The following is an 18,096-nucleotide window of genomic DNA, read 5'->3' on the forward strand; positions in this document are numbered from 1 at the left end:
TTTACAGGAAAACTTTGGGCGTGGGGCGCCTTGTGCTAGGCGCCCTACGCGGCAAAGCCTGGTTAGCCGAGCTTTGTGATCTTGATGCGGTGGTTCATGTAGACGTTCGCGTTGCCGGAACTGAACTGGAAGCACAATTGCTGACCGGCAGGCCCGACGTAGAAGTTCGTCAGCGGGGTCCAGTACGAGTCGTTACCGGGGATGTTGAACGCGGGAACGCGACCGTAGGGGCCTTGGTATACATCCTGCGGGGACGTACCGACGCCGAACCACATCATGTTTTGCGTGGCCGGGACGATCTTCCACTGGACGGCGTAGAGTCCTTCTTTCGTGATGCGGACGAGGTCGTTGCCGGGGTATTCCAGCCAGTCCGCGTAGTTCCGCGAGGGGCCGGGGTCGATCATGGCGCTGAAGTGGCCCGGTCCCCACATAACGCCTGCCGGGGCGTCAGTCTGCCCCAGCCGGACAAACTCGACGTGCCGGATGCCGAGGTCCCATGCGGTGCCGTTCCACGTCTCGACAACGCCGACGCCCTGATCCAGTCGGCGAACGCTTACGTCTCGCTGAGGGGTGATTTCGTCGCGTTCGGCCTGAGAACGGACAGGTATCCAGTGGCCTCGGTGGGCGGTGTAGCGCCATGTCTGAGTGATCGTGACGTTCGCGTGGCTCGTCGAGGTTGCACCCGCGGAAACAAGGGCTTCAGCAAGAACGTAGGCGCCAGCCGGGAGGGTCGCGGTCGGCTTGGTCGGGGATACGGCGGCGGTGCCGGAGTGAACTCCGAGGACGGCGCTGTTGTTAGCGTCGCCCTTATCGGGGTCGTTCTGCTTGACGTAGATCAGATCCCAGCGGGCGCCGGTCGAAGGTGCGGCAGTCGTGGTGACCGTCGTCGTGCCGGTCAAGGTGAACAGATAGACGCCTTCGTTGGTCGCCCGGTTGAGGACGACGGTGCAGGGCGCCACGCTGTAGGACAGGGGCGAGGTTGCGGTCGTGCCGCTGACAACGGTCGTCGCCTTCTGATCGAGGAGGCCCTGACGAGGCACGCCAGGGGCGTTCTCGGCGACCAGGGAGGCCAGAACGAGGCGACCTTCGATCGGGGTCGTGCCTACGGCGCCGTTGTTACGGACGAAGAGGCCGCGGTTGACTGTCATTCAGTTACTCCTTCGGGAGGGAGGATTTCGTAGGGCGTCGGGATCGGCGGATTGGCCGGAGCCGCGGACGCCGGACGGTGCTTGCTGAGGCCGGCTCGAACCGGCGGCGTGTACCTGGGGAGGCGGGTGTTGAAGGTCGCTTCCAAGGCCCTAATACGAGCTTCCTGATCCTTGACCACGTCCAGGAGGGCAACGGCGAGGAGGTCGTACCGGATACCGTCGATCGCGCCCTCGTACCACTGGACGATTTCGGGTACGTGCTCGGCGACCTGTTCAGCGATCAGGCCGTACTCGCCCTTGGCGCCGCGGATCAGGTTCGGCGGGCCGATCAGCCGTTCGCCGGTTTCGGGGTCCTCGGGATAGTCGAGCTCGTCGTTCCGGTCGTAGATAACGGGGGTCAGCGCAAGGACGCCGTCGGGGGTCGTTTCGTGCTTCCTGATGTTGTTCTTGTACTTAGCCGAGGAGGTATTCCGCCCGAACTGATGCCCGCCGCCGTTACCAACCCACACTGCGTAGAAGCTCGTACCGGGAACGTTTTGGTTGTACGCCTGCCATGAGCCCTGAGCGAGCGAGGACTCGTACACAATGCCGTCAATATCGCCGCCGCCGTGCCGGTGGCCGGTGGGCGGATACAGAGCGGGCTTGTTAGAGACGTTGCCCCAGTCGACATTGCCGGCGCCGACTTGGACCCAGGAGCCGTTGTACTTGATTTCGACGCCGAACTTACCGGGTGCCGAGTTTGCCAGGGGGCCGAACCGGGCGGCGGGCTGGCCGCCTGCGTCGTAGGCGACCACGGCGCCGTCGGTCGTGGAGATTGAGACGCGAGTGCCGCCGTTAGCATCCAGCACGCGGAGGCCGTCGCCTCCCGAGATCGAGGCGTTACGCAATGTAGCGCCCCGCTCCAGAACGGCGACTTGCTCCTTCAGCGTGCGGATTTCAGCCATGAGGGCGGCTAGAGGATCGGATTCGACGGAGCGGCGGGGGATGCCGTCAAGAGTCATTTAGAGCCTCCCTTGCAGCGGTGCGACGGTGAGTTTTACGGTTTCGGAATGGTCCCCGTCGACCGCCATGATGCGGACGCGGTAGATGCCGGCCTCGATCATGGGGTGACCTAGGCCGACGTTGATCTGGGCCCAGTCGCCGGGGAGGTACTCACCGAGCATCGGGTTTTGGTCGGCTCGGACTTGAAGGCTCCACTCGTCCCAGGGCGCCAAGCTGTCGGCGAGGAGCCGGTCCGCGATCGAGTTGAGGTCGACGCTGTCCTCGGTCGTTTTCGAGGCAACGTCGGTTTCGGTCCAGGGAAAACCTGCGTCGACGAGGGTGGTGTCGGTCGACCAGGACAGGAGCATGTTTCGCTCCTGTCCGTTGCCGGGGACGAAGGCGCGAGCGGCCATGCCCTGAGCGTCACGCTTGACGCTGAGCTTGACGACGCCGGACTCGCTTACGGCGGTATCCCAGATCCAGTCGGGGCCGTTCTGCAGGAGGAGCGGCTGCTCCTCGGAGCCGGTTTCGAGGACCCATTCGACGGTCGTGGGGTCGTCTTCCTTGAAGCGGGGCCTGAACCTAATGTCGGGGCCGTTCTGGACGTTGGTCAGTTGCCGGAGGCGTTCACCGATCCAGCCGAGGTCGTAGCCCATGTAGTTCCGTTCATGGGTGCCAGGAACGTCGGGCGGGAGGATGATGTTCAGCGCTCCGGCGTTCGTGCCGTCTGGGCGTGTAAACGGGTTGTCCTGAATCGAGATCCGGACCAGCTCACGGGCGATTGAGCCGAGGCTCTTGTTCTTGATCTGGATGTGTGACCACGCCGGGGCGATCCACTCGGGACGGTGCCGAGCCCAGAAGTCTTCGGCGTCGCGGGAAGGGCCGGGGGCGAGCCCCTGAAGTGCCTTCCGAACGTCGAAGATGCTCCAGAGGCCGGAGGCCGTGAGTGCGAGGTCTTCCTTGTCGGCGACGTAGTCCTGTTGCCAGATAGGGCCGCATTCGAGGATCTGGCCGTTGTACGCGACCCCGAGGGACTGACGGAGGACCATTGTCGCCATGCGGAGGTCGACGTTTCGGAGCTCCTCGGCGGTGACTTTGAGGGTGGCCTGAACGGGGCCAGCGCCGTTGAGACGCTGACCCCAGGAGACTTTAGAAGCCGGAATGTAGGCGGTGACTTTGCCGGTTACGGTGTTGCAGAGGAAGACCTGAAAGCCAGTGTTTACCACCATGCGGGTCGGGCTCCTAACGTCAGGGAGGCTCCGGAGTTACCGGGAGACTCGAAGAGGTACGTTTGCCGGGTCTTGCCGGGGATGCGGGTCCACTCGCGCCGGGTCAGGTACGCCGAACGGTCGGCGTAGCCGTCCAGAAGCACGGAGCCGTCGGCGGCGTTCATTACGAGGGTTTGGCCTTCCGCGACCGTCTCGGAATAGACCAGGCGGGCGCCTGTCGTGGTTTCCGTGATCGTGAAGCCGGGGGCCATGCCCGAGACTGTGAAGACCGGGGCCGTGTCAGCTGTGCCGACGTTTTCGAGCGTCGCGGTGCCAGGGGTGCCGGCGCCGCCGAAGTCGAGGACTCCCGCGTTGTCGCCTGTGAAAAGGTCGAACACGAGCCCGCCGCCAGGAGCGGAGGCGGGGGTCCGGGCAGTCAGGAGCTCGCCGTACTTCCGCGGATCGGGGGCGACCATGTCGATCATGAAGTGAATGTCGAGGTTGCCGTCCCAGATCACGTCGGGAGTGCCGCTGATGTAGACCGTCGCCTCGCGGTACCCGAGGTCGGCGTCGTTCACAATGAACTTGCCCGCCGTACCGTCCGCGAGAGCCGCCGCCAGATCGTCAGTCATAGCGGCGGCTTCCGACCGGGTCGCGGTGAAGATATGCCCGCCGACGGTGATGATCCGCTGATCCCGCCAGCCGCGCTCGGAAAACGTGCCGTGCGCCCAGAGGCGTTCGGTCGAGTTCCGGCGCGTGCCGGCAGGGGAAAACCAGCCGTCAAGCCGCGTAAGGACTTGGTTGGTACCGGGTTGAAGCTCCAGCATTTCGCCGGTCGTCAGTGTGATCGACGCGGCGGTAGTTGCGAGGGTTTCAAGTGCCATTAGCGCCCAACTCCTGCCCTGAGTAGCTTCCTAGCCGCGAGTTCGGCGTAAGCCTCCTCGGACATAGGGGTGTTGAAGTGGTTTTCCTGATGGATGGTCGGCTGAGCCGCTCCGGCGCTTCCCGCGTAGGCGAGGGCGCCCTGAATGCCGCCATAGGCCACGTTCGGGGAGGCCACACGCGGTGCCTCGGGGATCAGCGCGTTCTGAGCCTTCTCGATGTAGCTCCGGCCCTTGGTGAGGCCGATCGCCATACCCTGAGAAGTGAACTTGCCGATCTCCATGAAGACGCGGGACGGGGAGTGAATGCCCAGGAGCGACTTGGCAAAGTCGACGACGTTGCCGATGGACCGAGCGACGGCGTCGCGGATCATGCCAGCGGCGCCAGCGATACCGTTCGCGAGGCCAGCGATCATCTGGGAGCCGATCGTGGTGAACTGGCCGATCATGCCGGAGATCGCGCCGACCGCACGGCCGGGGAGGCTCGCCACGACGGCGACGACGTGACCGATCCCGCCAGAGACGGCACCACCGATGCCGGAGATCGCTCCCGACACGATGCCGGAGATCGAGCTCCAGACGCCGGAAAAGAACCCACGGACAGCGCTCAGCCCGCCGCTTACGACGCCTTGCATACCGGCCAGGAGCCAGCCGACGGTCGACTGAATCGCTGAGCCAGCGCCTCGGACGATGCCGGTTACAGCGTCCCAGGCTCCGGAGAAGAGGCCGCGGACGGCGCCCATAGCGCCACCGATCAGCGCGGTCACGCGCCCGACGATCCAGATCTGGACGAAGTTCACGACCGCCTGAACGGCACCGGAAACGATCTGGCCGAGTGCCTGCCAAGCCGCATTCCAGTTGCCTTGGAAGATCGCTGAGACGAGGTTCACGACGCCCTGGATCACGGTCAGGATGCCTTGGAAGACGCCTACGATGTTGCCGAAGATTCCTTGAACCGTCGAGATCACGAAGGGGCCGACGAAGCCCCAGACGTTCCGGATCACGTCGGCGACGCCCTGAAGGATCGGGCCGATCTGAGCCGCGACGACGTTGATCGTGTCCCCAAGCTGTGTAAACAGGGGGCCGGCTTGCGCCGCCATTGACTGAAAGGCCGGGATGATCGAGCCGGTGATAATGTCGCCGATCACGCGGAGGACCGGCTGAACTCCGGTCACGATCGCACTGCCGAGGTTCCCCAGGGCCGGGACGACCGTATTCATGAGGATCTCGCCCAGGGGCCGGATGGCGTCCACGATCTGCCGGAAGATCGCGCCGACTTCACCGCCACCGGTGTTTTGCATGGTGGTGAAAAAGTCGACGACGGCCTGCCGGATGGTCAGGATCTTGTCGACGATCGGGGAGTCTTCTTCGACGTTGAAGATCCGAGCGAAGGCTCCGGTGAAGTCGCCGGCAAAGATCAGGCTTGCTAAGCCGCTGATGGCGTCGCTGACCCATCCGATCGCCCCAGCCAAAGCGTTAGCGGCGGGCGGGAGAATCGTCGTCAGAAGCGGCACAAGGGGCTGTAGCCCTTGGGCCATAGCCATATTCAGCGTGTCCTTGACGGTCGACCACACACCCGAGAGCGTCTGGGCCTGCTTCGCCATAGAGCCGCCGTATTCCTTGTTCATCTGGGCTTCCAGAAGCGGGAGTACGTCGGAGGAGAGAAGCTCACCCTCGGAGGCCATTTTCTGAAGGTCGCCGATTGGCTTGCCCATAGCCCGGGACAGGAGGGCCCAAATCGGGAGGCCAGCCTCCGAGATCTGGAGCATTTCTTCGGCGCTGACCTTGCCCTTGCCCATCATCTGAGTCCAGGCGCGGACGATTGAGTTCATGCCCTCCTGATTCAGGCCCAGGGCGCCGGAGGCGTCGCCGAGGGCTTGCATGGTGGGAATGACGCTCTCAGCCGCCGCTCCGGCGCCGAGGAGGGCGCGGGCGTTTGCTACGAGGCCGGGGAGCTCGAAAGGTGTCTTAGCGGCGAACGCGGACAGATTCGAGAGCATTGTCTGAGCCCTGCCGCCGTCGCCGAGGAGCGTCTCGAAGGAGATTTGGGCCTGCTCCATGAAGGCCGCGGTTTGGAGGCCGGACTTGATGCCCTGCCCGAGGGCGAGGCCCGCCGCCATGCCGACGGCGGGACCGATCATGTTGCGCATTGCTGGGAGGAAGCCGCCGCCGAACGCCTTGCCGGAGCGCTCGCCGCTCTCGTGTCCGGCGCTTGTGAGGACGGGGTTTACTTCCCGTCCGAGGGCTCCGGCGAAGCCCTTGGCGGACGGAATGATGGTTAGAGTCGCGTATCCGACGTTTGCCACTAATCGGCCTCCTTAGGGGTGTGTAAACGGGCCTTCTGGGCCTCCAGAGCGGCACGGAGTTTGGAGTAGCGGGATTCGACTTGTGGCTTGGGCCGTGCGGGGTGGACCTCGCCCGTAAAGGCTTGGAAGAGGTCGGTCACGAGGAACTCCAGCCGTGTCCAGCCGTCAGCGCCGCCGAACTTCCGCACGAGCGAGGATTCAGGCGGGAGGTTTTCGATCAGGACGGATAGGCGACGGAGTGAGAGCTCACCGCGCCAGTAGGCCGTGAGGTCGACTTGGTAGAAGCGCTGGAGATCGGCCTCTACCAAGTCGGGATGCTCACGGAGTAGGCCGGTGAGCGCGGTTAGTTTCCCGCGATACCAGCGGCCTTCTGGAGGGCCCCGACGAACTCGCCGAGGACAGACGCCTTAGGCTTCATTGCCCGCAGCGTCTTGAAGGAGGTTTCGTCGAGGATCTCGCGCAGGAAGGCCAGGACTCGGCCCTCTTCATATGCCTCGATCGCGTCGAAGCTCCACTCGCTCGACGGCGCCACAGCGAAGTCCTTGCCCTCGAAGGCGAAGGGGATGATCTCGCCGAGTGCTTCAGCGGCGGCGGGGGTGTTCTTGGAAGTCATGGTTTTAGGGCTCCTAGCGTGGGTTGGAGGGGTGCGTGGAAGGCGTGAAAAAGCAGAGGAGCCGCCCCACGCGAGCAACTCCCCTGCTAGTTGGACTTAGGCGCCGATTACGGGGCCGCGGGGTCCTTCTCGACGGTCGTGTAGAGGGTGCCGTCGGCCTCGGGGTAGACGACGACGGTGATCTCGTACACGGTGGGTTCCGTCTCGGAGTCCTTGATCTCGCCGACCTCGATCACTTCGGCGGACTTGGCAAAGCGCCGCTTTTTCTTCGCGCCGTCGGTCGTCTCGAAGCCGACTGCAAACTTGGTGCCGGCGACCGGGGCCTTGATCTTCGCCGTGCGGATTCCGGTCGCCACCGACCGGGTCGAGCCAGGGTTCACGAGGGAGAACACGGTGTCGTTGTCTTCCAACGCGACGAACTTGAAGGTTCGCTTGTGCTTCGACATAGTCCGTCGGTAGAGCAGGCCGCCCCAGGCGTAGTGCTCCGAAGAGTCGCCTTCGCGAGCTTCGGTGATGCCTTCCTCGCCGTCCAGAAGACCAACGGCCTTCCAGGCGACGGCCCAGGCGGCGGTTACGTCGGTGGGTCCGGCTGTGTTTTCCGGCGCAATGAATACGTCGGCGCCCGTCCAAAGGGCGGTGTTCTTGGCGTCTCCTGCCATGAGCTCGCCTTCCTTTCGTTAGAGGATTTGGCGCGGGCTGAGCCGAGCCGTGAGGGTGAAGTAGGACATTGGCGCCCCGGTGTCGGGGTCGCCGGTCGGGATAGATCCGGTCAGCGGAGAGAAGCCGCGGATCTCGGGGGAGGCCGAGGAGAGAAGCAGGGCCTCGCATAGGCTCGCCAGTTCCTCGCCGAGCCCTTCGTCCTTGTGCCACACGACGACGCGGACAGAGGCGCGGCCATTCAGGCGGGCGTCCCGGAACTTGCCGTCAGAGCGGACTTGGACGTAGGGGAGTGCTTGGTGCTCGGCGGGCGGCTTGGTCGAGACAGTGGCGCCCGCGGCGACCGGCTCAGTGCGGTTAGCCAGGAGGTTTCGGAGGAGGTTCCTTGTGGCTAATTGAGGGTCGGGGAAGGTCACGACGGCCACTAGCTCGCCCTGCCCTTCACGGCAAGGCCACGGGCGGCGGCGGCTTTACGGAGCGGGCCGTGCTTGGCCTCGACGCGCATTCCCGCAGGATGGGCAATGGTTACGTCGATCGCGGTACGCCGGGAGAGTCGTCCACCTTCAGCCGTGCGGGCCTTGGTCGTGACCTCGGCGGCTTGCGGGCCGTTGATCTTCGGAAGCTGAACCGCCGAGCCGACAAAGCGCCCCAGGTCAATTACTTCCTGAGTGACTGGGGCGCTTGCGAGCATCTGGGCCATGCCTGCCCTATCGAGGCGGATCTTGTTTGCCAAGGGCGGGCTCCTTTCAGCCGATCGTGATGCGTTCCAGAGCGGCGGTCGTGTAAACGGTGGAAGCGAGGCCACGACGGACGACGGGATCGCCTTCTACCCGCCAGATCTGGCCGTTGCACTCGATACGGTCGGCTGCGGTGAGATCCACGGAGCCCGGTGCGTAAAGGGTCTTTTCGCCGCGGATTACGTGGCGGGTGGTTCCTTCGTCCTCGACCACCGAGACGCTCTGAACCGTGGCGCCCCGCAGGAGGACGCGCTCGGGAGCGTCCCAGGACTCGACCGGGTCGCCGTAGCTGTCGACGCCGGCACCAGGCCGGAGCCGGTAGACCGAGGGGACTTTGCGGTAGGACGTGAGGAGCACTAGCCGAGGTCCTCCTCGGCCAGCAGGGGGAAGGGGTCGCCGGGGTTCTCAGGGTCGAACTCGACGCCCTCGCGGACGGCGTAGACGAAGTAGGTTCCGTCGGCTTTGATTGGCACGTTGGACTCCTTACTCGTAGGGGCTACGGATTCGGACGCTTCCGACGAAGCCGCCAGAACGGCCCGTAGCGGCTCGCTTGATCTGGGCGATCTCTCGGGCGGTCAGATAGACGCCGGAGGTATCCGTGAGTCCGACCTGATGCTCGCCGAGCGACTCGGATTCGAGCCCTCGGGGGTTTTCGAACTCGCGCCGAGCGGCCTTCAGGACGACGAGGGAGACGACTTTCGGCGCGTCAGTCGTCCAGGCCGCGGCCCTGGCCTCGGAGACTTCGGCGAGAGCCAGGGTGGCGGCGTCGTCGAGTGCTTCCTCGGCTCGGGCTCGATCCTCGCCTTCCAGAGAGCCAACGGGAAGTCCGAGACGGCGCTCCAGCGAGCTAACGGGAGGAGGGAGGGGTGAAGGCAAGGGCGGGCTCCTTTCACGGGCTCAGGGGCCGTAGGGCGCCTCTCGTGAGACGCCCTACGTTTAACCCTGATTAGTCGGCGTCGGTGTTGACGCGGACGATGCCGGGAGCGTCGGTGATGCTCACGGCGTTGGTTGCGTAGTTACGGGTGACCTTCTTGACCGGAACGGTCGTAGCGCCGACGAAGGTGCTGACCATTGAGCGGTCCACAGTTCGGGTCACGTCGTAGTCGCGGAGCCAGCGGAGGGAGAAGCCCTTTTCGCTGACGGACTGACCGAACGCGGCGCCTGCCGGGACGATCGGAGCGCGGACCGCCAGGGTGACGGCGTCTCGGTGGAAGGCGACAATGTCGCCGTCGTCCACGCGGGTCGACTCGACCACGGTGAAGCCGCGGACGCGACCGACATTGCCCTCGCGGAGCGCCTCGGTGGAGCCGCTCTGAGAGGCGTCCTGGATCGCGTTGGCCTCCAGGAGGTCCGCGTAGACCTTCGTGCCCACGACGACGTTCAGGCCGGCCTGAGGTACGCCGTTGTCGCGGAGGTACTTCCGCATCTGGGTGAATGCCTTCACAGGGTCAGCGGCGTCGTAGGCGGTCGGCAGGGCCCAGGGGGTAGCGCCGCGGAGGATGCCGGCGACCTCTTCCTCGCAGAAGTCGACCACAGCGGCCACCTGAGGACCGAGCACCTGAGCGGCGAAGTCGCTGATGTTCAGGGACATGTCGCCCTCGGACAGCGGAACGGCGCTGTAGGCGTGGGTGCCGAGAGTCAGAGGGATGGTGCTCTCGGTGATGGTGTCGAGCACGATCTGAGCGTCGATCTCGTCGATGCCACGCTCGCGGGCGATCAGGGCCGCGGGGACCTTGATGTTGACCGTCCGGCCCTTGCCGCCGCCGCCGAGAAGATCGTTCTCGAAGTTGCGATTTACCAGGGCAGACAGGTAGGCGTCCTCGTTGGCGAGGGCAACGGCTACCTTAGCGGCCTGAGCCGCAGTGAAAGTGTGAGGGGAGTTTGCCACAGTAGGGCCTTTCATTTAGGAGGGAGTGGTTTATGCACGTCGCTTTACGCGACACGTGCGGGGTTTATCGGCGTGCGGCTTTTGCGATCGCCACCGGATCGAACGGCTCGGTGTCGTCGCCGCCGTGGCCGGGGGTGAGATTCGGCTTCGGCATACCGGGGAGCTCAGTAGGGCCAGGCTTCTGCTCGTCGCCTTCGCCGTCGGACTTCTTGCCGAGCTTGGCGAGGCGTTCGGCCTTTGCCATGAGCTCGTCTTCCGTGTCGCCGGTCAGCAGATCGGCAATGTCTTCGAGCTCGGGGTGCTTCCGGAGCACCTTCTGAAGGGCGAGGTCGCGGTCTTTGTCCTTCGCGGCCTTTTCGAGCTCGTTGAGCCGGTCCTGAAGCTTCTGGAGCTCGCTCATGCCTTCGTTTTCGCGGTCCTGCCGCTCGGTCTTCAGCTTCGAGTTTTCGCTCTTCAGATCGCTGTTTTCAGCACGGAGGTTCTGGACGAGCCTCCACGCCTTGTCGGCGTCGAAGTCGTCGCCCCAGGGGTTCGAGGAGCCTTCGGGCTTCGTGCCTTCAGCGTTGGCTTCGGTGCTCTGAGCTTCGGTGTTTGCCATGTGTAAACGTCCTCCTTAGGACGGTCGGCGCCTTGGACCTGCCGTGGCGCGGGGGATTTTGGGCATGAAAAAACCCGCCAGGGCCGGAGCCGAAGCGGGTTCTTCAGGGGTGAGAGGTTAGTCTCGCCATTCGTTTCTTAGGTCCGCGGTGAGTGCGGGGAGAAACTCGTCTGTAGGGGTCGTGTGGAGCGTTCGCCGGAGCGCGTCGTCCCAAACGTCCCGAGCTGGGATGCCGTCGCGGGCTCCTCGGGTCATGAGATCGCGGACAAGCTCGCGGATCACGTAGCCGAGGTCGTCAGGGTTCGAGATCGAAAGGAAGGCCAGCCGGTCGGGATCTTGCCAAACCAGCCAGCCCACCGTTTCGTCGTCGGGGACCCATATCTTCGTAACCGTTCCGATCGTGTCCCAGTCAGGCGCCGGGTAACGTCTGGGCGAGTACCCGAGCTCAAAGGGCTCAGGCGCTCGGTTATCGAGCAATTCGCCTTACCTCCTTCCGTAGAGTCACGTCAATAATACAGCGCGTGTCGCTTTACGTCACTGGAACGGACGAGAGGCGGGGGTCGGCGTAGCGGAGGCGGCGAAGGTCGCCGGATCGACGCCCTTCGGGATTACTTCCGCCTCGACGACGTAATTCCTGCCGCGGCTCGACTTGTAGACGTTGTGAATGTAGAGGCTCGTCGACCGGGCCAGAAGCATTTCACGCTCGCCGCGATACTGGGAGAACGGATCGACCCAAGCGACCGGGTAGCCCTCGGGAACGCGGATCTTCAGCTGTACCGCGCCGCCGAAAGAGGAGTTATCGGACAGGCCGGACATAGCCGTTGACGTGTAGCCGTGCTGTGTCTGAACCGTTCCGATCAGATCCTCGGGCGGGGGCGGCGGGATGCTGTAGGAGCGCTTGCCGTCCGGCGTTGCGAACTCGTCCCAGCCGGTGCCTCGGGTCACGATGAAGTCCTCGGGGGCTTCCAAGAACGCGCCGTCGGCGTCTCGCGTCGGGCTCTTCCAAGATCCAGGCGGGAGCGTGTCGCCGTTCGCGTGATTGCGGAGGGCCTGGTTCCACGCCCGGTAGGAGCCGCCAGTGTACTTGTAGAGAGCGTCCTTGCCGGCGCCAGCAGCGGGCTCGGGGAACTTTTGGTTGGCCCACGAGACAGCTTCGTGGTTGCTCGTGAAGGTCAGCGCCCCGTCCATGCCTTTCGCGGTGGACGTGATGCCGTTGACCTCGCGCCATTCCTCGATGTAGCGCTTGTAGCGCGTGAGGCGGTTTCGGTATGAGGTCAGTTCCTTCTTGTACGCCTCTGCGGCGCCAGGGATCGGCTCGTCGGCCTTCCTGATCGCCGCTAGCCCCTGCTTGTAGAGGTCGTCGTCGAGGTAGTTCATGCTGAGCAACTGGGTTAGAGCCGCTTTGTCGTGCTGATTGACTACCTTTTGGAAGAGACTCCAGTTCAGCGAGAGCGTCAGGTCGTTCTTCGGGTTGCCGGTCTTCACGGCGAAGTCGTAGAAGCGCTTTTTGGCGGCTTCGAGGAACTGATCGAATGCCGCAGGGCCGAGAGTCGTCGCCGGCTTGGGCTCGACGGGCTTCACCGGGGCCGGCTTGCCCTTCCATTTCTTGATCTTGGCGGCTTCAGCGGCGGCTTTTTTGGCCTCTTCCTCGGCGGCTTTCTGGGCGGCGAGGGTTTCGGCCTCCCGAGCGGCCTTTTCGGCCTCCTTTTGGGCCTGCCGCTGGATCTCATAGGCGCTGTGAGCCGCCTTGCGGGCCGCGACGACGGCGGGAGAGGCGATATGAGCGGCGACTTTGTCCGTGAAGGTCTGGAAAACAGGTGATTCGGGGTCGTTGACCGCGGCGGTGTAGAACTGCCGCCACTCATTGATCGTCAGCGACGTTCCCTCGGGCCTTCCAGGGAGCGGATTGCCGTCCTCGTCGACGCCTTTCCAGAGCCGATTGAGGGCCTCTTGGTCGGCGGTCCAGCCGTTATGCGGATCGTTCTTGAAGAAGGGCCGCACCGAGCAACCACAGCCGTTATGGGCTTTGAATCTCGCGGTCTTCTCGCTCTTGTAGGCCGGTCCCCGGCTGAGGAGCATGGCGCAGAAGTAGCAAGGCTGACCGTCCGAGACTCGGGACCATCCGAGCGCGTCTTTGTCCTTGTTGACTAGCTGGATCAGCCCTTGCCGGGGCGCTTCCAGAGTGAGGCGCTTGCCGACGGCGAGGGTCTGTTTCTTGGCGGCGTTCAGGGCCTCTTGGAGGCCGACGCCGGTCGAGAGCTGCTTGCGGATTGCCACCGGGCCGGTCATGAGGAGGGCCTGTGTGGAGCGGAAAATATCGATCTTGGGAACTTCGATCGCCGGGATCGTGGCGTCGAAGCCTGAGCCGGCCTTGGCCTCGCCGTAGTAGTCGGTCGCGGTCTTCAAGGCCAGCCCGCGGCCAGCCGAGACGAGGGCCAGCGCGGAGCGGAGGTAAGTCGGGAATGATGCGTCGAGGTTCGCCGGGTCAAGGCCCTTGTCGAAGGCGACCGCGAGGCCGGCCTGAACAACGACGGCGTCGCGGACCTGCTTACGCATATGGTCCTGAGAGAGGCCCACTAGATCAATCGCCATAGTGGGCCTCCTCTCGGATTTAGGCCGCGCTCGTGCCTTCGAGGGCGGCGGGGTTAGTTGCGCCCGTCTGCCGCTGCATTTCGGCGACCAGGCCACCGATCAAGTCGGTTTCGTCCTTGATGGATTTCCAATAGGTCACGTCCTGATCCGTGACGCCGGGGATCTTCTCCCAGAGGGCTTCTACGGGGACTTGGAGCATCTGGGCGATCTTGCCGAGGGCGTCGACTGTCTGGGACAGCGAGCGGGCTTCGGTGTCGCGCCAGCGGACCTGAGCGGAGGTGTCCGTCGCGGCGGAAGTGTCGCCAGCGGCAAGGGCCGCGAGGCGGAAGACGTGCTCCCAGGACTCGCCGAAGAGCGTCTCGTACTCGCCCATCTTTCGCTGAGTGCTGGCCTCCATCTGGGCCAGGGCGTCGGCGGACAGGTTCACGAGATCGCCGGTCAGAATGTTCGGCGAGATCTGGGCCGTCGCGGCTAGGGTCCGGACAGTGGACTCGTAAGCCGCCATATGGCCGGAGAGCTCGGTCTGAGCGAAATCGCCGAACTTTGCGTCGGTCGAGTCAGCGATCCACAGCCGGTTTACCGCCGACTCGAACGGCTCGATCGGGTTGCCGTCGTCGTCCTCGGGGATCACGAGGCCGGAGGCCCAACGCTGGCGGAAGGCCGCGTACTGGAGCGCGATCAGGGTCGAGAAGACGATCTCGTTTACACGGTTCTGCAGGGTGATGTGAGGCCGGATGATGCCGACTGCTTCGCCGTCCAGGCGGTCGCGGAAGCGGACGAACGGCGTGTAGCCGAGTCCGTGCTCCTCGACCTTCGAGAGCCTCCAGTCGAAGTCCTTCGGCTTGGCGAACGTGTAAACGTAAGTCCGGTCGTAGAGCTCGATCAGCTTCGTGCCGTCGATCGTCGTGCCCTTGCGCCGGATAGCGACCTCGGGATACTCGTCGTCGTCGTCCTGATACCAAGCCGCCGAGCGAAGCGGGGAGAGCGGTTTGATAAGTGGAACGCGCCGGGTCTGGACGGTGCCAGGGAGGACCAGGACGTAACTCGCGCCGTATTCCAGGGCGCCGCGGTGGGCGACGCTCTGGCGGGCGTCTAGGCCGTTTGCCTGCCAGTAGCCCCAGGGGGCGGCGTTCTCAGCGGCTTTGGCTGGCCGGTAGCCGTCCACGAAAAGGCCCTTTGCATACGTGTCGGACAGGAGCGGCGTCCAGTTCGTGATGCTTTGGTGGGCAAGGTGCGTGTATTCAGCCTTGGCGCCTTTCGGCATGTAAGGCATGTCGTGGTCGCCGTTGAGGTAGCGGCGGACGAGGCCGAGCCGACCGTCCCGAGAGAGGTCTGTTTCGAGCGCGTCGTCGAGACGGGCGGCGAGCTGTGCGTCTACTGCCAATGGGACCTCCTTTCGGGGCGGGTCGTGTACACGGGGTTAGAAGCCGTAGAGGCGCCCCGGCTTCTTGCGCTTCTTGTTCAGCCCGCCCTCGGAGAGGAAGCGGGTTCGCGCCATGCGGGCGAGGACAAGCGCGGCGACGGCGTCGATCTTCTTGGGGGATTCCTTGGTTTCCTTGCCGAAGTAGACGCCCCAGCGGTTGATACGGCGGCGGGCGTTGTTGATATGCCGGGTCAGGATCTCCTCGGCGTTGAGCTCGGAGTAGCCGGAGGCGCCGGCAATGAGCTTGTGCGGGGCCCAGGGGAGCTCGCCGTCGGTGATTGCCCGGTGGAGGGCCTCGACGGCGCGGGTCGTGTCCATCTGATGCCCCCGCATATCCCAGCCGATCGAGTGCCGGGTCGTCGCCTTGACGAGGAGCCGCTCGCTGTAGGCGTCACGCCATGCGTCAATGTCCGTCTCCCAGTAGGCAACGTCACTGAAGAACGCGACTACGTCCAGGGTGGCGAAAGCGTGGTCGATCGCGCCGCGGACCTGATCCTTCGGGACTTCCCAGCCTTGGCCCTTCGGCCCTTCGGGCTTCTCCCAGATCGCCAGGAGGAAGGCGGCGCCGTCCTCCACGCGGCACGCGACGAGGGCCGTCGAGTCGTCCACGAGGGAGCCGTCGAAGCCGAGCGTTACCGTGTCGCCCTTCATGCGGGCGCCGGGTTCGCTGAACCGGAGCGGCGGCAGGTCCTCGCGCTTGTTCTTCGCCCACTCGGCGGGGGCAACCCAGGAGTCGGCGGCGGCGACGATCTGATTGAGGTAGAAGCGGCGGGCTTCCTCGGGCGGGGTGTCGGGGTCGTAGACCTCGGCGAGAATACGCTCCAGGTCGACCCAGTGCGCGTCGCCGTATGCGGCCTTCAGGCCCGCCATGAGGGCCTTTTCATCGGCGAGGTCGATGTTCTCGGGCGCCTCGCGGGAGTCGTAGAGGAGGCCCTTGGCGACCGTGCGGCCTTCGACCATTGCCCGCCATGCGAGGTAGGACGCCTCGGCGACGGAATCGTGGCCGGGTTCGTGAGCGTTCGTCGTCTCGACCACGCGGGCAGAGCCGTCGCGGCTCTTGGCGAGGTTACGCCGGACAACGCGGGCCAGCTTGTAGCCGCCGTTGCTCATTGTCCAGTGGTGCGTCTCGTCCATGATTGCGAAGGACGGGCGGGCACCTTCCTGAGTGGCTGAGTTCGCCGTGATCGGGACGATCTTGCCCGTCGGCGTCAGGATTCGGGTCAGGCCAACGTCGAGGCCGTAGTCGTCGACCAGGAGCGAGTCCTCGCACATGGCGCGGATCGCGTCGAAAGTGTTTTGCGTCTGAGTTTCGGAGACGCCGGCAATGACGATCCACGGCTTCGGGTGCTGGATGCCGATTGGCTCGCCGAAGGAGTCCCATCCGCCGAAGCGAACGGGGCCGCAGAGCTCCGCGAGGGCCAGGGCGCCGAGGAACGGCGATTTGCCCCATCCTTTCGCTCGACGGAGGACGCCGCGGCGGTTCTCGAACTTGCCTCCGGCGTCGAGGGAGTAGAACCACAGGATGAAGTTGCATTGCTCGCGTGTAAACGCGAAGGGCTCGCCGGCCTGGTCGCCGTCGGGCTGAAGGAGGTAGCTCTCGGCCCATTCAATCAAGCCCCAACCGAGGGTTTTGATCGAACCGTCGAGGGGGAACTCGGGAAGAGTGGTTACGGCGGTTACTGCCGGGGCGAGGGTGCTCAACGCTTCTCTCCCTTCATGCGGGCCATTACGTCAGCGCGTGAGTTCACCGCCCGCAGCTGCACGACCTCGGCCTCTGCCGGGTCTTCGCGGGAGATCTGGATCTTTGCCCGCTGGCGGTCGACGAAGGTCGCGCCGTAGCGCTCGCCGATCAGCCGGAGCTCGGCGAGGAGGGTCGCGTTCGTCTTCGTGCCGCGCCAGAAGTCATTCCAGCCGCGGGCGGCGCCTGCCAGGATGTCCCAGTCGGTGTCTTCGAGGACTTGGGCCTGAGGGGAGCACCTGATGTTCTCCCACCACTGGAGGGCGGCGGGGTGCGGGTTGTCGATCCAGGCGGGGAACTCGGGGCCGCGGATCTCGCCGTCGCGGGTCAGGTGGATCGCGTCAGCTTGGCGGCGCTTCGTGTCGCGCTCGCGCTGATGCTGTGCTTTGGGAGCGGGGCCACGTCCGGCCATGAGGCGCCTCCTTCCAGGCAGCTGGATATTTTTGGCTTGAAGAACGAAAAGTCCTGTGGTCAGCGGCAGCGAGCTCGGAGTATGAGGCTCGGATACTCCCGACTTCTGCAAGGGAGCGATAGTGTCAGCTCATGGCAGGGGAAATAGCCCAGGACTTGGCAGTGATGCTGGCGATCGGCAGCGCAACTATCGGTGCCGGCGGCGCCATAATTTCTCAAGTGGTAGCCGGTGTTATCTCAGGCAAGCGAGAGCGAAGAAAGGCTCAGGCTGATGCAGAGCGCTGGAGAGTAGAAGCTGATGCAAAGCGCCGAGATCGGCAATTGGACCGCAAGATAGATCTCTTCGGTGAGCTCTTAACGATTATCGAGGAGCTTTGCATGTGGTTGATGGGGAGGGAGGAACTTATCGACCACAAGGCCGAATTGCGCCAGCTGAAAGCTGCCAGGCAGTTGGCGCGAATTTCGGAAGAGATTGGCATTCTCGAACCTGAGCTCTACGAGTATGCCAAGACTGGCCATGACATGGCGCTTAGAGCCCTCACCGGGCACTGGCATTCGATGCGTAAAGGGGATCTAGGAGATGACTCCGAGCAGGGAGTCGGAGCTGATGCCCCGAAGGCAGATGAGGTATTAGCTGACTTGTCCATATGGGCCGATCTTTTTCGAGAGGCAGCTCACTCCTACGTCAGTCACCAGCCGGTTGTCCCGTACCAAACGGCGCTCATGGTTTATCGCCTAGAAGCGCAAACCGACGAGGGGGGAGTTCAGGTATTTCTTCCTGAGGGGTACCCGCTCCGGACCCAAGACTGAATTGCTACCTTCCAAACCCCCAGACCCGCGCGGACAGGGAGACGCTATGCCCCTTCGAGGAGGGAAGGAGGGGGTGGGGGGAGTCAGCCCCCAGGGGTGGAGGCC

General features: G+C 64.4%; 20 protein-coding genes. 2 read left to right on the forward strand and 18 right to left on the reverse strand.

The features are described 5' to 3' along the window. Positions 1-62 precede the first annotated feature (62 nt). The 11 genes from ARTSIC4J27_RS01185 to ARTSIC4J27_RS01235 all read right to left on the reverse strand — a co-directional run bounded on the left by ARTSIC4J27_RS01185 (position 63) and on the right by ARTSIC4J27_RS01235 (position 8,888). Positions 63-1,148 carry a hypothetical protein gene (locus ARTSIC4J27_RS01185; protein ID WP_050053377.1) on the reverse strand — a complete coding sequence of 362 codons (1,086 nt, stop codon included), beginning with the start codon at positions 1,146-1,148 and terminating at the stop codon, positions 63-65. Continuing rightward, entirely contained in the window at positions 1,145-2,149 is a 1,005-nt protein-coding gene (locus tag ARTSIC4J27_RS01190; protein ID WP_050053378.1) for a tail fiber domain-containing protein, read from the reverse strand. The genes ARTSIC4J27_RS01185 and ARTSIC4J27_RS01190 overlap by 4 nt, the downstream gene beginning before the upstream one ends. Continuing rightward, positions 2,150-3,358, reverse strand: coding sequence for a hypothetical protein (locus tag ARTSIC4J27_RS01195; protein WP_050053379.1), 1,209 nt, complete (start codon positions 3,356-3,358; stop codon positions 2,150-2,152). After that, complete coding sequence (locus ARTSIC4J27_RS01200; protein ID WP_050053380.1) at positions 3,349-4,221, reverse strand: phage tail family protein; 873 nt, start codon at positions 4,219-4,221, stop codon at positions 3,349-3,351. Before ARTSIC4J27_RS01200 ends, ARTSIC4J27_RS01195 begins: the two co-directional genes overlap by 10 nt. Continuing rightward, positions 4,221-6,524 carry a tape measure protein gene (locus tag ARTSIC4J27_RS01205; protein WP_050053381.1) on the reverse strand — a complete coding sequence of 768 codons (2,304 nt, stop codon included), beginning with the start codon at positions 6,522-6,524 and terminating at the stop codon, positions 4,221-4,223. Before ARTSIC4J27_RS01205 ends, ARTSIC4J27_RS01200 begins: the two co-directional genes overlap by 1 nt. Continuing rightward, positions 6,524-6,832 carry a hypothetical protein gene (locus ARTSIC4J27_RS01210; RefSeq protein WP_050053382.1) on the reverse strand — a complete coding sequence of 103 codons (309 nt, stop codon included), beginning with the start codon at positions 6,830-6,832 and terminating at the stop codon, positions 6,524-6,526. Before ARTSIC4J27_RS01210 ends, ARTSIC4J27_RS01205 begins: the two co-directional genes overlap by 1 nt. A 35-nt stretch (positions 6,833-6,867) precedes the next feature. Then, positions 6,868-7,137 (reverse strand): hypothetical protein, encoded by a 270-nt coding sequence (locus ARTSIC4J27_RS01215; protein WP_050053383.1) that lies wholly within the window; start codon positions 7,135-7,137, stop codon positions 6,868-6,870. A 107-nt stretch (positions 7,138-7,244) separates the two neighbouring features. Further along, positions 7,245-7,796 carry a phage tail tube protein gene (locus tag ARTSIC4J27_RS01220; protein WP_050053384.1) on the reverse strand — a complete coding sequence of 184 codons (552 nt, stop codon included), beginning with the start codon at positions 7,794-7,796 and terminating at the stop codon, positions 7,245-7,247. Between the two features lie 18 nt (positions 7,797-7,814). Continuing rightward, on the reverse strand, positions 7,815-8,219 hold the full coding sequence (locus ARTSIC4J27_RS01225) for a hypothetical protein (protein ID WP_050053385.1): 405 nt from the start codon (positions 8,217-8,219) through the stop codon (positions 7,815-7,817). Then, positions 8,219-8,527 (reverse strand): hypothetical protein, encoded by a 309-nt coding sequence (locus ARTSIC4J27_RS01230; RefSeq protein WP_050053386.1) that lies wholly within the window; start codon positions 8,525-8,527, stop codon positions 8,219-8,221. The genes ARTSIC4J27_RS01225 and ARTSIC4J27_RS01230 overlap by 1 nt, the downstream gene beginning before the upstream one ends. Positions 8,528-8,540: 13 nt before the next feature. Further along, positions 8,541-8,888 (reverse strand): hypothetical protein, encoded by a 348-nt coding sequence (locus ARTSIC4J27_RS01235; RefSeq protein WP_050053387.1) that lies wholly within the window; start codon positions 8,886-8,888, stop codon positions 8,541-8,543. Positions 8,889-9,005: 117 nt separating this feature from the next. Between ARTSIC4J27_RS01235 and ARTSIC4J27_RS01240 the strand changes: the two genes are divergently transcribed. Next, positions 9,006-9,401, forward strand: a complete 396-nt coding sequence (locus ARTSIC4J27_RS01240; RefSeq protein ID WP_050053388.1) for a hypothetical protein — start codon at positions 9,006-9,008, stop codon at positions 9,399-9,401. A gap of 76 nt (positions 9,402-9,477) precedes the next feature. Here the strand turns inward: ARTSIC4J27_RS01240 and ARTSIC4J27_RS01245 are convergent, their stop codons facing one another. From ARTSIC4J27_RS01245 to ARTSIC4J27_RS01275, 7 genes are all read right to left on the reverse strand, one after another. Continuing rightward, positions 9,478-10,419 (reverse strand): P22 phage major capsid protein family protein, encoded by a 942-nt coding sequence (locus tag ARTSIC4J27_RS01245; RefSeq protein ID WP_050053389.1) that lies wholly within the window; start codon positions 10,417-10,419, stop codon positions 9,478-9,480. 64 nt (positions 10,420-10,483) lie between these two features. Next, the gene (locus ARTSIC4J27_RS01250; protein ID WP_050053390.1) at positions 10,484-11,017 is read right to left on the reverse strand and encodes a hypothetical protein; all 534 of its coding nucleotides are present in this window, start codon (positions 11,015-11,017) and stop codon (positions 10,484-10,486) included. Between the two features lie 117 nt (positions 11,018-11,134). Beyond that, on the reverse strand, positions 11,135-11,494 hold the full coding sequence (locus ARTSIC4J27_RS01255; protein ID WP_050053391.1) for a hypothetical protein: 360 nt from the start codon (positions 11,492-11,494) through the stop codon (positions 11,135-11,137). Positions 11,495-11,551: 57 nt separating this feature from the next. Beyond that, on the reverse strand, positions 11,552-13,609 hold the full coding sequence (locus ARTSIC4J27_RS01260; RefSeq protein WP_083435245.1) for a VG15 protein: 2,058 nt from the start codon (positions 13,607-13,609) through the stop codon (positions 11,552-11,554). 19 nt (positions 13,610-13,628) lie between these two features. After that, positions 13,629-14,993, reverse strand: coding sequence for a phage portal protein (locus tag ARTSIC4J27_RS01265; protein WP_050053393.1), 1,365 nt, complete (start codon positions 14,991-14,993; stop codon positions 13,629-13,631). 36 nt (positions 14,994-15,029) lie between these two features. After that, complete coding sequence (locus ARTSIC4J27_RS01270; RefSeq protein ID WP_050053394.1) at positions 15,030-16,733, reverse strand: terminase large subunit; 1,704 nt, start codon at positions 16,731-16,733, stop codon at positions 15,030-15,032. Continuing rightward, positions 16,730-17,182 (reverse strand): phage terminase small subunit, encoded by a 453-nt coding sequence (locus tag ARTSIC4J27_RS01275; RefSeq protein WP_050053395.1) that lies wholly within the window; start codon positions 17,180-17,182, stop codon positions 16,730-16,732. Before ARTSIC4J27_RS01275 ends, ARTSIC4J27_RS01270 begins: the two co-directional genes overlap by 4 nt. 131 nt (positions 17,183-17,313) lie before the next feature. Here ARTSIC4J27_RS01275 and ARTSIC4J27_RS01280 point away from each other — a divergent pair, with 131 nt between their 5' ends. After that, a complete protein-coding gene (locus tag ARTSIC4J27_RS01280) occupies positions 17,314-17,991 on the forward strand; it encodes a hypothetical protein (protein WP_050053396.1) in 678 nt (225 codons plus the stop codon). Positions 17,992-18,096 lie beyond the last annotated feature (105 nt).

The sequence above is a fragment of the Pseudarthrobacter siccitolerans genome (assembly GCF_001046895.1).
Taxonomy (GTDB): Bacteria; Actinomycetota; Actinomycetes; order Actinomycetales; family Micrococcaceae; genus Arthrobacter; species Arthrobacter siccitolerans.

Bases quoted from the DNA above. Each gene is read 5' to 3' on its own strand.
- ARTSIC4J27_RS01195 (WP_050053379.1), bottom strand. From the start codon at position 3,358: ATGGTGGTAAACACTGGCTTTCAGGTCTTCCTCTGCAACACCGTAACC.
- ARTSIC4J27_RS01215 (WP_050053383.1), bottom strand. From the start codon at position 7,137: ATGACTTCCAAGAACACCCCCGCCGCCGCTGAAGCACTCGGCGAGATC.
- ARTSIC4J27_RS01200 (WP_050053380.1), bottom strand. From the start codon at position 4,221: ATGGCACTTGAAACCCTCGCAACTACCGCCGCGTCGATCACACTGACG.
- ARTSIC4J27_RS01280 (WP_050053396.1), top strand. From the start codon at position 17,314: ATGGCAGGGGAAATAGCCCAGGACTTGGCAGTGATGCTGGCGATCGGC.
- ARTSIC4J27_RS01260 (WP_083435245.1), bottom strand. From the start codon at position 13,609: ATGGCGATTGATCTAGTGGGCCTCTCTCAGGACCATATGCGTAAGCAG.
- ARTSIC4J27_RS01185 (WP_050053377.1), bottom strand. From the start codon at position 1,148: ATGACAGTCAACCGCGGCCTCTTCGTCCGTAACAACGGCGCCGTAGGC.
- ARTSIC4J27_RS01250 (WP_050053390.1), bottom strand. From the start codon at position 11,017: ATGGCAAACACCGAAGCTCAGAGCACCGAAGCCAACGCTGAAGGCACG.
- ARTSIC4J27_RS01275 (WP_050053395.1), bottom strand. From the start codon at position 17,182: ATGGCCGGACGTGGCCCCGCTCCCAAAGCACAGCATCAGCGCGAGCGC.
- ARTSIC4J27_RS01220 (WP_050053384.1), bottom strand. From the start codon at position 7,796: ATGGCAGGAGACGCCAAGAACACCGCCCTTTGGACGGGCGCCGACGTA.
- ARTSIC4J27_RS01190 (WP_050053378.1), bottom strand. From the start codon at position 2,149: ATGACTCTTGACGGCATCCCCCGCCGCTCCGTCGAATCCGATCCTCTA.